At 62.6% G+C, this 13323-nt stretch carries 9 protein-coding genes; 6 read left to right on the top strand and 3 right to left on the bottom strand.

What is annotated here, in order from left to right; genetic code table 11:
• Nucleotides 1–40: 40 nt before the first annotated feature.
• The 3 genes from AB0N24_RS15490 to AB0N24_RS15480 all read right to left on the bottom strand — a co-directional run bounded on the left by AB0N24_RS15490 (nucleotide 41) and on the right by AB0N24_RS15480 (nucleotide 4830).
• Nucleotides 41–2212, bottom strand: a complete 2172-nt coding sequence (locus tag AB0N24_RS15490) for a glycogen debranching N-terminal domain-containing protein (protein WP_364125915.1) — start codon at nucleotides 2210–2212, stop codon at nucleotides 41–43.
• 188 nt (nucleotides 2213–2400) lie between these two features.
• Entirely contained in the window at nucleotides 2401–3711 is a 1311-nt protein-coding gene (locus tag AB0N24_RS15485; protein ID WP_364125912.1) for an aromatic acid/H+ symport family MFS transporter, read from the bottom strand.
• A gap of 135 nt (nucleotides 3712–3846) precedes the next feature.
• On the bottom strand, nucleotides 3847–4830 hold the full coding sequence (locus AB0N24_RS15480; RefSeq protein ID WP_364125909.1) for an AraC family transcriptional regulator: 984 nt from the start codon (nucleotides 4828–4830) through the stop codon (nucleotides 3847–3849).
• Between the two features lie 288 nt (nucleotides 4831–5118).
• Here AB0N24_RS15480 and AB0N24_RS15475 point away from each other — a divergent pair, with 288 nt between their 5' ends.
• The 6 genes from AB0N24_RS15475 to AB0N24_RS15450 all read left to right on the top strand — a co-directional run bounded on the left by AB0N24_RS15475 (nucleotide 5119) and on the right by AB0N24_RS15450 (nucleotide 13235).
• Nucleotides 5119–5913, top strand: a complete 795-nt coding sequence (locus AB0N24_RS15475) for an SDR family oxidoreductase (RefSeq protein WP_364125907.1) — start codon at nucleotides 5119–5121, stop codon at nucleotides 5911–5913.
• A gap of 196 nt (nucleotides 5914–6109) precedes the next feature.
• A complete protein-coding gene (locus tag AB0N24_RS15470) occupies nucleotides 6110–7354 on the top strand; it encodes a styrene monooxygenase/indole monooxygenase family protein (RefSeq protein ID WP_364125904.1) in 1245 nt (414 codons plus the stop codon).
• A 50-nt stretch (nucleotides 7355–7404) separates the two neighbouring features.
• On the top strand, nucleotides 7405–9171 hold the full coding sequence (locus tag AB0N24_RS15465) for a flavin reductase (RefSeq protein WP_364125902.1): 1767 nt from the start codon (nucleotides 7405–7407) through the stop codon (nucleotides 9169–9171).
• A gap of 16 nt (nucleotides 9172–9187) precedes the next feature.
• Nucleotides 9188–10777 carry an NAD(P)/FAD-dependent oxidoreductase gene (locus AB0N24_RS15460; RefSeq protein WP_364125900.1) on the top strand — a complete coding sequence of 530 codons (1590 nt, stop codon included), beginning with the start codon at nucleotides 9188–9190 and terminating at the stop codon, nucleotides 10775–10777.
• Nucleotides 10778–10785: 8 nt separating this feature from the next.
• Complete coding sequence (locus AB0N24_RS15455; protein WP_364125898.1) at nucleotides 10786–11562, top strand: cyclase family protein; 777 nt, start codon at nucleotides 10786–10788, stop codon at nucleotides 11560–11562.
• Entirely contained in the window at nucleotides 11559–13235 is a 1677-nt protein-coding gene (locus tag AB0N24_RS15450) for a thiamine pyrophosphate-binding protein (protein WP_364125896.1), read from the top strand. Before AB0N24_RS15455 ends, AB0N24_RS15450 begins: the two co-directional genes overlap by 4 nt.
• The last annotated feature ends 88 nt before the right edge of the window (nucleotides 13236–13323 follow it).

The raw sequence follows: 13323 nt of genomic DNA, 5'->3' as shown, positions 1-13323 counted from the left end.
GGGAACTTGGGGGTAGCCCGCCGACCGTTGGCCGCGGCGGCTACCCGTCGGGCCTGGGCGCCGCGTTTCGGCGAAGGATCTCCAGCTCCGCAAAGTCGGTCAGCGGAGGACGGGTTCCCCTGTGGAACACCATACCTTCCGGTAATCCCTCCACTGCCGCCTGCGTCCCGGAGATATCCACGGTGACCCTTGCCGCACCCACCGGCACGTTTGAAGCATGCATGGCTCCCCACGATTCCGGCAACACCGGGTCCATCCAAAGCCCGCCCAGGGAGACATGGGCCTCGTAGCGCAAAAGGCTCCGGAGCAACATAACCGGGGCCGCAGACGCCCACGCCTGCGGAGAGCAGGCCGTAGGGTAGGGGAGCGGCTCAGGGAACTGGGCGCGGCTAAACCCGCAGAACAGCTCCGGAAGCCTGTTGTCCGTATATTCGGAGGCCTCTAACAGTGCTGAGGACAGGGTCTGGGCTTCCTTCACAAATCCGTAGCGCATCAGGCCGGCAACTATGAGCGCATTGTCATGTGGCCATACCGAACCGTTGTGGTAGCTGACCGGATTGTACGCACCCATGTCCATCGCCAGGGTGCGAACGCCCCAACCGCTGAACATCTCCGGAGACATGAGCCGGTCGGCCACCAGGCGAGCCTTGTCCACGTCGACAATGCCGGACCACAAGCAGTGGCCCATATTCGACGCGCAGGCATCGACCGGCCGTTTGTCCCGGTCAAGCGCGATGGCGTAGTACCCGCGGTCCGGCAGCCAGAACACCTCGTTGAACCGCTTCTTTAATCGTGCAGCGCGGTCCTGAAGTTCGGCCGCAAGGGGCTTGTCGCCGGCGTCGTGGGCCATCCAAGCGCGGGCGATGTAGGCGCTGTAAACATAACCCTGCACCTCGCAGAGCGCGATGGGCGCCTCCGCCAGGCGGCCGTCGGCAAAATTGATTCCATCCCACGAGTCCTTCCAGCCTTGGTTGATGAGGCCCTGATCGTTGAGGCGCTCATACTCGACGAAGCCGTCACCATCACGGTCACCGTAGTCCCGGATCCAGTCCAGGGCGCGGTCCGCGTGGGGAAGCAGCGCCGCGATGTCCTTCGCGGGGACTCCCCAGCGGGAGACTTCGCCCAGCAGGGCCACGAACAGGGGCGTGGCGTCGACGCTGCCGTAGTAGGCGGACTTGCCGCCAAGTGCCAGACCCGTGCCGACGCCAAACCGCACCTCGTGCAGGATCCGCCCCGGTTGCTCTTCCGTCAGGATGTCCTCCACCGAGCCCTGTCGGTCGGCCAAGGTCTGCAGCGTTCCGAGTGCCAGCGACGCGTCAAGCGGCAGAATCATGGAAGAGGACAGCAACGAGTCCCGACCGAACAGCGCCATAAACCAGGGCGCACCCGCAGCGGCGACCATGCGGTCGGGATGGTCCGGGTCAACAATTCGCAGGGCGCCGAGATCGGCATGGCTACGAAGCATCGTTCGCTCCACAGCCGGATTGCCCAAACTCAACACAGGAATAGTCGCTACCCACGCCTGCTGCCGCCTGTCCTGGGGCGAAACGGTATCCGCAGCCGGCTGGAACGGCAGTCCTTCCGCGACGTCCCCCAATTCAGGCACTACTGTCGCCCGGACACTCCACTGTCCCTGAGCAGGAATAATCGCGTGGAACAGGAGACCATCGGTGCTGACGTCACCGCCAGCTGCCCGCACGATGACGTCTTTCCTCATCCCCTGCCAGACGGCCTCAATCCTCAACGCCCCGTCCTCAGGCCGACGTGTCTGTTCCCACTGCCGATGAAATCGCCCATCCTTTACTTCAAAGAGATCAGCGAAATCAGCATCCACGGAGAGCGCGATGTCACAGGCAGCCGGCTGTTGGGAGTAATTGTGGATAGCGATGTCCTCCAGGATTCCGGCCCCCAACTCGCGACGGCGGACAACCGTCAGCGGGCTGTCCGCCCGGCCGTCCGCACGCACGGCCCGGCCAACGTAGGTCGCCCGAAATGGAGAAGGAGTCCACGCACCTAGGGGCTCCAGCTCCTGACCGTTGACGGTGAGGCACCAGCGGGAAAGGATTCTCGTGTCCCGATGGAAAACCCCATGGGGGTGGTGAGCGAAGATGTCCCCGTTCTGCAGTGAAATGCAGAAGGACGATCCCTCCACTAGTGTTACCGCACCCAGTCCAGTGGGACCGGCTGCATTGTCCGCATTCCATCCGGCCATTCTTGGCTCCCCTTTGAAGATCGCCACTTCGTCATCGCGTTGGATTGATTGAATCTACGCCCCGCAACGAACGCGCGCCAGATCGTCGGCCACCTCGGCGCGGCCGCCCGGCTGATAGCTACGGGAAGTGCCGGCGACGGCGTCAGACCCGAGACTGAGCTGCAGATCTGACGCCGTCCAAAGGCGGGTTAGGGGTGAAGCCTTCGTGGCACGGCGAAGACAACGACGGCGCCAACGACCGCAAAAATCGCGAACATGTAGAAGTTCATTTGCCAGCCGAAAGCCAGGCTGGCCACCGCGCCGCCGATAATTGGGCCGCAGATCGCGCCGATCCTGCCGACGCCCAACGACCAGCTCAGAGCTGTTGCACTCAATGATTGTGGGTAGTGGGTTGCGCAGTAACCGCCCACCAGAATTTGGGTTCCCACCGAACCGAGGCCGGCGAAAGCAACGATGACCAGCAGCAGGGCCAGAGGCAGCTGCAGAGTCAACATCAGGATGGCAAAGAAGGCGAGGAGGAAGGAGGCCGTGACCACCTTTTTGATGCCTATCCGGTCCGCAACCATGGAGGCGCTGATGGAGCCTATTATCGCGCCTGCATTGAGCACAAGGAGGAATGTCAGTGAGTCGCCGAGGTTGTATCCCGCCTGTCGCATGATCTGCGGCAGCCACGTGTTCAGCCCGTAAACCAGCAGCAAGCCGCAGAAGTTGGCCAAGGCGAAAAGGATGGTGGAAAGCAGGAATTTGCGCGTGAAGATGGTTCTCAGGCTGGATTTTCCGGCGGCATGCGCCGAACCCTTGTCCTCAGTGGAAACAATGTCCGAATAGATCAGGCCAAACCGTTCAGCCGTAGCCTCCGCTTCCGCAGTGCGTCCGGTGCGGGCGAGATATGCCACTGACTCCGGGAGCAGCTTCCATGCCACCGGCAGGAGGGTTACCAGCGGCAGGGCCCCGATCGCATACAACCAGCGGAATTCGACGTGCTGGAGTAGGTTGATCGCCAGCAGGGAGGCTCCCACGCCACCCACCGAATAGCCGCTGAACATGAGGGCGTTAGCTATCTGACGCCGTTCCTTGCGGGCGTACTCGACGGTCAGGGCAATGCAGGTGGCTACCACGCCGCCCAGGCCAAGTCCCGTCAGGAAGCGCAGCCCGCCGAAGATCTCGGCAGAAGGGGCAAACGCGGTCAGCAGCATGCAGATGGAGAACATCGTGATGCTCGCCAGCATGATGCGACGCCGGCCCAGCCGGTCAGTGAGCATCCCGACAGACATAGTCCCGAGCAGCATCCCCACCAGGGCGAGGCTGCCGATCATCCCAGCCTCGGCAGTCGTCAGCCCCCACTCCTGGTACTTCAGGATGGAAGGAATGGTCGAGCCGTATATAACGAGGTCGTATCCGTCAAAGACGATGGTGAGGAAACAGAGAAGAAGGACGGAGTGTCCCTTCCAGGCGGGCGGGGCCGCGGTACGGGTTGCCGTTGGCAATGACTGTGCCATGAATGCCTCTTGTTCTTCGCAAAGAGCGTGTGGTGTGGGTCACGCCAATAGTGTCACGGTTTATTTGCGATAGTAAAGAGAACTCCATAGATAGATTCTAACGATCGTCACGCCGCCGTAACATCTAGCGGTGTTTTACCTCCGGAGACTCTCGGAGGGCAACTCGCCGAACGCGTCGAGGTACAACGCCGAGAAGCGTCCCTGATGCGAGAACCCGCAGCGTTCAGCTATGGAAATGATCGTTTGCTCCCGAGGGTCCGCTGCCAGAAGCATTTCGCGGGCCCGCTCAAGGCGAACCCTGCGCAAGAGTTCCGAGGGCGACGCACCGCACTCCGCCCGAAGGGCGGTCTGGAGAGTGCGAACCGAAACGCCCAGGCATTCGGCGATGTCAGGCACGGAAAGATCCTCAGTGGCATGCCGCTCAAGGAGCTCGCGGAACCTCCGGATCAACCGGCTTTCGGATTCCTGGTTGCGTTCAGTGTCCGTCGCCGGGGCCTTATCCATAGCCATGAGCAGCCGCGACATCATGGTGTCCACTAGCAGCCGCTGGACGAAGACGGGCGCGGAGGCCTGGGGCAGGCGGATCATGTCATCGTGGAGTTCGACAACGGATCTCAGGAAAGCACGCCCGGGCCCAGCGGTGAGGTTCATTGAGTAGCCCAGGTCCATGGCCCTGCCTGCGGCCTCGCCATACACCTGTTCGGCGACAGCGGCGAGCGCCAGGCGACGCACATAGACGATCAAGTGCGGTGTACCGCGCTCCCAGACCATCGAGAAGGGGCGATCGAGGGGCGGAACCGTCGCCATCCTGGGGCTGGATTCGACAGTGCTTGAGCCCACGTCCATGCGGGCGTGCCCCGTCAGGGGAATCTGGATCAGATGGAAGCTCTCCAGGCCCTGCGGGTTGATGCGGACCTCGGCGCCGTAATCGAGGTATTCAATGCCGACGTCTCCTCTATGAAGGGACCGCAGCTTCATGTCCACGGTTGTCCCACGCGTTTGAGGAACGAGGTCGTGGCTGCAGAACAAGTTGCTAATCTTCTCGTGCGCGTCATCGACGTCGGATGTGGCTACCGTGGGGCGGCCCCTCAAGACGTCACGCGGAAGAATCCTGACCATTGGGGACCTGACTTCCCGGGTTTTCGCTTTTTGGATGAGCCCTGCGCCAAGTGGATATACCGGTTTTCAGGGTGTGAATAGAGTCACTTCTAGGACAAGTATGACGCACGTCATATAGAAGCGACAACGAAATCCACTGAGCGGGTGAGCACAAGTGAAGAACGTCAGGCTCGTGCACGAGCGGCGCGTGGAGTGGGAACGGACCCACCCGAAGCCCGCGTCGAAGCCCGCCGCCAAGTAGTTGTTAACAACAAACCATCACGTTTATTACCTATGAAAGGTTTGGCTATGCCCGGACTCTCAGGCAGGACCGCGATCGTTACCGGAGGCGTTACAAAGATTGGCCAAGGCGTAGTGACGGCGCTGCGCGACGCGGGTGCCGCCGTCGTGGTCGCCGATATTGACGCGGAAGGAGGCGCCCGACTTGGCACGCTCGGCAGCGGCATCCACTTTGCGCAGACAGACATCACTGATGACGAGGCACTGTCCCGCCTCATGGACGAAACCGTCATCTCGCATGGCAGCATCGACATCCTCGTGAACCTCGCGTGTACATATAAGGACGACGGTGCAGGATCCGGCCGGAGCGACTGGCTCGAGGCACTCAACGTCAACCTCGTCAGCGCGGTGATGGCCGCCAAAGCGGCGCGTCCCTACCTGAAGGCCTCCCGGCACGGCGCAATCGTCAACTTCACTTCCATTTCCAGTTCCGTAGCCCAGACGGGGCGATGGCTCTACCCGGCAAGCAAGGCGGCCCTCGTCCAGCTAACCAGGAGCATGGCAGTGGATTTCGCAGCGGATGGCATCAGGGTCAACTCGGTGAGTCCGGGGTGGGTCTGGAGCAACATCATGGACACGCTCAGCAACGGAAACATCGACAAAACGGATGCTGTCGCGGCCCCGTTCCACGTCCTGAAAAGGGTGGGCAGGCCCGAGGAGATCGGCGACGTCGTCGCCTTCCTTGCCGGTGACCGTGCAAGTTTCGTCACCGGCGCTGACTGGGCGGTCGACGGCGGGTATTCCGCCCTGGGCCCCGAACGCGCCGAAGAAACCATACCCCTGCTCGCTGCTGAAGAGAGGTGAGTTCACGTGAAGAACGTCAAGGTGGTTCACGAGCGGCGCCAGGGATGGGAGCAAATCCAACCACTGCGGCGCCAATGCCGGCCATCAACTAATTTCCCGTTCCCAACCGAGCCAGATACGCCTTCCGTGTTCGCCGCGGCGACCGGACCCCAGTCATCCAGGCATCACGAGAGAAACTAAGGACAAGGGCAACAACATGACACAACAACGCCACATCACCATCATTGGAGCAGGGCAGTCAGGGCTGCAGCTGGGAATCGGACTGCTGGACGCCGGGTTCGCAGTGACAATGGTGTCCAACCGGACCCCCCAGGAAATCCGGGAGGGCAAGGTTTCCTCAAGCCAGTGCATTTTCCATGACGCCCTGGAACACGAACGCAGCCTCGAACTGGATTTCTGGCCCGACGCCCCCACCGTCGACGGGATCTCATTCACCGTTCCGCACCCTGAGACTCCGGGGGAGAAGGCCATCAGCTGGGCCTCCCGGCTGGACAACCCCGCCAAGTCCATTGACCAGCGTGTGAAGTTCCCCAGGTTCATGGAAGCCTTTGTCCAACGAGGCGGTGAACTCATATTTGAGGACGCGGGAGTCGAGGATCTCGAGAGGCACGCCCGGGCATCCGATCTCGTTATTGTTGCCGCCGGTAAGGGCGAAATCGCACAACTCTTCACCAGGGACGCTCAGCGAAGCACATACGATGCGCCCCAGCGGGCGCTTGCGCTCACCTACGTGAACGGAATGAAGCCCAGGGCCGAATACTCGGCCGTTTCCTTCAACATGATTCCCGGCGTCGGAGAGTATTTCGCATTCCCCGCGCTGACAATCACCGGTCCCTGCGAAATCATGGTCTTCGAAGGCATTCCCGGCGGACCCATGGACTGCTGGAAAGGCCTCACGCCGCAGGAGCACCTGGAAACGTCCAAGAACATCCTTAACACGTACCTCCCGTGGGAGGCCGACCGTGTGTCCGGCGTCGAGCTTACCGATCCCAACGGCTTCTTGCAGGGTCGGTTCCCACCAACGGTTCGCCATCCCATCGCCACGCTGCCCAGCGGCAGGCAGGTGCTGGGCCTGGCCGACGTCGTTGTTCTGAACGACCCGATCACCGGTCAGGGATCCAACAACGCCAGCAAATGCGCAGCCTCCTACCTGAAGAGCATCAAGGGGCACGGCGACGGCGCCTTCGACGCCACCTTCATGCAGGCCACTTTCGAAAGCTACTGGAACTACGCGCAGCACGTAGCCCAATGGACAAACGCCCTCCTGGCACCGCCCCCGCCGCACGTTCTGGAACTTCTTGGCGCAGCGAATCAGTCACAGGAAATCGCCAACCGTTTCGTGAACGGATTCAACAATCCGCCGGACTTCCAGGAATGGTTTATGTACCCGGACAAGGCTGCCGCCTATCTGGCAAAGGTCGACTTCGCAAAAGTTCCCTAGCCACTTCTCTACCCCACTGCCCAACGACTTCGTTTGAAGAAAGCCTGGAAATGCGAAAGATTGCAATTATCGGAGCCGGTGAATCCGGCGCCCAGCTGGCCCTGGGCCTGCAGCGGGAAGGGTACGCGATTACGCTGTTCTCCGACCGCTCTGCCGCCCAAATCCGGACAGGCAAGGTCATGTCCAGCCAGTGCATGTTTGCCACCGCCCTCGCGGCGGAAGCACAACTGGGCCCGGCACTAAAAAACCTCTATGACACCGGGACCGTGCCGGAGATCAATTCCATCCGGTTTCGTGTCGAGGGCGAAGGTCCGGCGGATTCGATTGAATGGGAGGCGGCTTTGGATGCGCCGGCGCGCTCGATCGACCAGCGGATCAAGAGCGCCGCCTGGATCGAGTCGTTCGTGGCCTCAGGCGGGGACTTCCGTATCGAGAAGGTCACGCCGCGCATGCTGGAGGAACTCTCGCGCGATTACGATCTGGTCATCGTCAGTACCGGAAAGGGGGAAATCGGGCAGATCTTCCCCAGGGACAAGGCCAAGTCACCGTTCGATCGGCCGCAGCGAGTCCTCGCCCTGAACTACGTCACGCTGGGCAACCTGGGCGGGGAGCAGCCTGGGGCTGGAGAACAGACCGAGCAGCATGGTGACAGCATTCGCATGGCCATGGTGCCCGGTGTCGGCGAATTCTTCACCTTCCCCGGACTGACGGTTTCCGGCCCGTGCCAAATGATGGTCTTCGAGGGCGTCGTGGGCGGTCCTATGGACCGCTGGACCGACGTCAGCACCCCGGAGGAGCAACTGCAGCGGTCCCTGGAAATCCTGGAGGAGCACTTTCCCCATGAAGCGAAGAACTTCGCAAATGCGGTCCTGACGGACGACGGCGCAACCCTCCTGGGGCGCGTCACCCCCACGGTGCGTTCGGCCGTCGGGGAGTTGGCCAGCGGAGGACTGGTTTTCGGCCTCGGAGATGCCGTGCTTCTCAACGACCCACTCACGGGCCAGGGCTCAAACAATGCCACCCTGGCTTCCCGCTACTACCTCGATTCCATCATTCGCAGGGGGCAGGAGCCTTTCGACCGGAAGTGGATGGAACGGACCTTCGATGAGTTCTGGCGTGGGTGGGGCCAATGGGCAGTCGCGTGGACAAATGACATGCTCAAGCCCCGGAGGGACCACCAACGGGTGGCAATGAGCGAGGCGTCGGCACATCCTGCTTTGGCGTCAAGCATTGCCGCCGGATTTGATGATCCCCGAACCTTCTATCCATGGTGGTTCGACCCCGCGGCAGCCGCAGATTTCGTGCAGGCCCAGAAGGCGGAGGATTCAGCCGCCTTTGACCTCAGGGATTTCAGGGGCGCGCTTGGACAATTCGCCACCGGCGTCACCGTGGTCACCACTCTCGCCACGGACGGACGCAAGGTGGGCATGACCGCCAATTCCTTCACCTCCGTCTCGATGGAACCCCCTCTGGTGCTGTGGTGCCCCAGCAAGCGGGCTCCAAGCCTCACCGACTTTGAGGAATCCACCCACTTCGCGATCAACATCCTTGCCAGTGACCAGCACGTGCTGTCGCGGCAATTCGCCACTCCTTCAACCGACAAATTCGCCGGAGCCGAAACCACCGAAGGAATTGCGGGGGTTCCCTTGCTGGAGGGGGCGGTGGCCACGTTCCAGTGCAGGACCGTATCCCGTCACGACGCCGGTGACCATGTGATCTACGTGGGCGAGGTTGAGAAATACGAAAACCCCGGCGGGGTTCCCCTGGTGTTCCAGGGCGGAAAATATCACGCGACTGCCAACCATCCGGACTTCTGATAGGAGGTGGCGCTGCATGAACTCCAGCGAAATAGCGATCATCGGTTCAGGGATCAATTCTTTAGTGGCGGCAGCCGAGCTTGCCCTCGCAGGGAAGGACGTGTGCCTCATCGAACGGCAGGACAGGCTGGGAGGGTTCATCCACTCCTCCCAGCGGACGCTGCCAGGTTTTGTCCACGACACCTTCTCCTCCTGGCACCCCCTGTTCGTCTCGGGAAGCGCCTATCAGTCCCTGGGCCAGGAACTGCATGCCAGAGGGCTGGAGTACTGCAACACCGACGGCGCCGTCACGGCGAGCGTGGCTGCAGACCCCCGGACCGGTGCGCAGCGGGTTGTCATTGCTTATCGTGACCCGGGGGCTACCGCAGAGACTCTGGAAATGCCTGGGGATGAAGGCGCCTACCTCACGATGCTGGAAGACCTCAGCCGCAATGCCGGCACCATTTTCGGTGCCTTCGGCGCGGAGCTCAGATCCTTCAGGCAGGTCGCGAAGATCGCCTTCGGTGCGTTGAAACGGGAACGGTTCAAGGGCACGGAGTCTTTCGTGCGGGACGCCGTGATGAGCGGCCGCAACTATCTCAGGAGCCGCTTCGACGGGTGGGAGGCAGACCAGCTCTGGTCCCCTTGGCTGCTACACGCAGGCCTTGGCCCGGACCAGGCCACCGGCGGCGTCATGCTTCCGGTGATGGCCTTGAGCATGCACGGGCATGGGCTTCCCGTGGTCAAAGGTGGTGCCTCGAACTTTGTTGCTGCCTTCGAGTCACTGCTGCGTGAAAAAGGCGTGCGAATCCTGCTGGATACAGAAGTGGACGAAGTACTTGTGGAGGCCAACAGGGTTGTGGGCCTAAAGACATCCCGGGGCCACATGACGACCAGCACCGTCCTTGCCAACGTGTCTCCGCAGGCACTGTACTCGCAGCTGCTCAGCCAGGCACCGGATGGTCCGGCCAAGGCGGCCGCCCGGTACCAGAACGGCCGCGGGGCCATGCAGATCCACCTAGCCTTGGACAAGCCCGTGAACTGGCAGGACGCCAGGCTGAACACCGTGCCTTTGGTGCACCTGAGCAACGGCTCCGACAGTACGGGCATCGCCTGCGCCCAGGCCGAGGCAGGCTTGTTGCCGACGGAGCCGACGGTGGTGGTGGGGCAGCAGTGCGTGCTCGATCCGTCAAGGGCGCCCAGCGGCAAGGCGACTCTCTGGCTGCAGCTGCAGGAAGTGCCCTTCGCGCCAAAGGGGGATGCCGCCGGGGTGCTCAGCGTTGACAACGGCTGGTCAGCGGAACTGAAGGAACAGTACATGGAACGTGTCCTGTCCAGGCTCGAGCAGTTCGCACCCGGAACGCGGGACTCTGTCTTGGCATGGGACATCCTGGCACCCACTGACCTGGCTTCGGAGAACCCCAACGCTGTCAAAGGCGACCCCTACGGGGGCTCCGCGGAGCTCTTCCAGAATCTCCTGTGGCGTCCCTTTCCGCAGGCCGCGGGGCACAGGACCCCGATCAGGGGCTTGTGGCACATAGGCGCTTCCACCCACCCTGGTCCGGGGCTGTCCGGCGGGTCGGGTCACCTCGTAGCCCAAAAACTGAACTCAACATCTAAACCATAGGAGAATAAATGTCTGTCCTAAGCGGGCTGGCGGCAGCCCTGTCCGATGGCTCCATAGAAGTCATCGACCTCACGACGCCTCTCAGCGTTGACACCCCCATACTTAGCCTGCCCCAGCCGTTGGCCAACACGGTTGGCCTCACGCTTTCGCCGGTGAGCAATTTCGACGACGCCGGTCCTGCCTGGGCGTGGAACGACGTGACTGTCGGAGAGCACGCAGGGACCCACCTGGATGCTCCCATCCACTGGATTACCGGCCGCGAGGGAAAGTCGGTGGACCGGATTGAGCCCCGGCGCCTGGTGGGCCCCGCCGTCGTGATCGACAAAAGTGCGGAGGCTGCGCAGGACCCGGATTTCCTGCTCGAACCGGAGCATTTTGAACAGTGGCAAGAAGAGCACGGGCAACTGCCTGAGAACTGCTGGGTGATCTTCAGGACCGGGTGGTCCGCCCGCGGGGGGAACGCGGCGGAATTCGTCAACGCTGACGAAAACGGCCCGCACACTCCGGGCGTTTCTGTTGCCGGCGCCAAGTGGATTGCCGGCAACGACAGAATCAGCGGGTTCGGCGTCGAAACCGTCGGTATCGATGCCGGGCAGGCGGCAAGTATGGATCCCATGTTCCCGGTCCATTCCTTCCTTCTCGGGGCGGACAAATACGGGGTGACATCACTCCGGCACCTTGATCGGCTCCCGGCAGTAGGAGCGACGCTGGTGGTCGCTCCCTTGCCGATCGTGGGCGGAACGGGCAGTCCCAGCCGCGTCTACGCATTGGTGGAGGCTTCATGAACGGGCAAGTGCAAGTGTCCGCCCTGGTGGGCAGGACGTTGGCGAGGCTGGGCGTTGGGCATGTGTTCGGGGTGGTGGGCAGCGGAAATTTTGATGTCACCAATGCCCTGATGAAGGAAGGCGTCCCCTACACCGCGGCCCGGCACGAGGGCGGAGCGGCCACCATGGCTGATGCCTACTCCAGGATGTCGGGGAAGGTAGGCGTCGTGACAACCCACCAAGGGTGTGGGTTGACCAACGCCATCACGGGAATCGGCGAGGCGGCGAAGAGCCGTACGCCCCTGATCGTGCTCACTGCTGACACCCAGGCGGCTGCGGTCCGGTCGAACTTCAAGATCGACCAGGACGCGCTGGTGCGCAGTGTAGGGGCAGTGGCCGAACGGATCCATTCAGCCGACACGGCAATCGCAGACACCGTCAGGGCCTTCCGCACCGCAGTCAATGAGCGCCGTACCGTTGTCCTGAACCTGCCGCTGGATGTGCAGAACGCTGCGGCAGCGGACCTGGTTGGCGCTGTTGGGATTCAGGTACCGTCACGCATCCGGCCTGATGCTGCCGGCGTGGAAAAGCTGGTGGCCCTCATTTCCGAAGCCCGCCGTCCCGTCTTCGTCGCCGGACGCGGCGGGCGGGGTGCGCGTGACTCGATCCTGGCACTGGCCCGGCACGCGGGGGCCCTTGTGGCGACCTCCGCCGTCGCCAGTGGCCTCTTCAACGGCGATTCGCATAATCTGGGCATTTCCGGAGGGTTTTCCTCCCCGGTCACCGCTGAGCTCATCAGTGGCGCGGACCTGATTGTCGGATGGGGCTGCACGCTGAACATGTGGACCATGCGGCATGGCCGGCTGATTTCCACCGGCACGAAGGTGGTGCAGATCGACGTCGAAGATGCCTCCCTGGGAGCCAATAGGCCGGTTACGCTGGGTCTTCTCGGCGACTCGGCCCTGGTGGCCGAAGATGCCCTGGAGGCCCTGCAAAGGGTTCAGCCCGCCGCCGCGGAAAAGTACCGCACCGAGCAGAATGCCCTGACCATCAAGCGGGGCTCGCGGTGGCGCGATGTTGAAACACCGGATCTGTCCACGGAGTCCTCCATCGATCCGCGGGTGATCAGCCGCGAGCTCGATTCGATCCTGCCGGCGGACAGGATCGTGGCCGTCGATTCGGGCAACTTCATGGGTTACCCGAGCCAGTATCTGGCCGTACCGGACGAGTTTGGCTTCTGCTTCACCCAGGCCTTCCAGGCGATCGGCCTGGGACTGTACACGGCCATAGGGGCGAGCGTGGCCCGCCCGGATCGCCTGCCGGTCCTCGGGGCGGGCGATGGCGGGTTCCTCATGGGCATCGCCGAGCTGGAAACCGCCGTACGCCTCAAGCTGCCCCTTGTCTGCATTGTCTACAACGACGCCGCTTACGGCGCCGAGGTCCACCACTTTGCTGAACATCACGATGCGGCAGAGCTGGGCACGGTATCGTTCCCGGAAACCGACATCGCGGCCATCGCGAGGGGATACGGCGCCGACGGCGTCACAGTACGGACCCTGGATGACCTGCAGCCGGTGCGGGACTGGGTTACGTCCTACCGGGATGGACAGCAGGAACGCCCTATCGTGATCGACGCCAAGATTGCCTCTGATGGCGGATCCTGGTGGCTGGCGGAGGCATTCCAAGGCCACTGACTGCCGAGCAGGTTCGGCCGCAGGAGGGGCCGCGTTATTGCAGTGAAGGGGTCGGGTCCGGCATCACCGGTCCGGCCCCTTCCCGGCG

Origin of the sequence: Arthrobacter sp. NPDC093128 (assembly GCF_040683875.1) — a bacterium.
Lineage (GTDB): Bacteria > Actinomycetota > Actinomycetes > Actinomycetales > Micrococcaceae > Arthrobacter.
The sequence above is the reverse complement of the archived record's forward strand: the minus strand, read 5'-3'. Positions and strand labels throughout refer to the sequence as shown.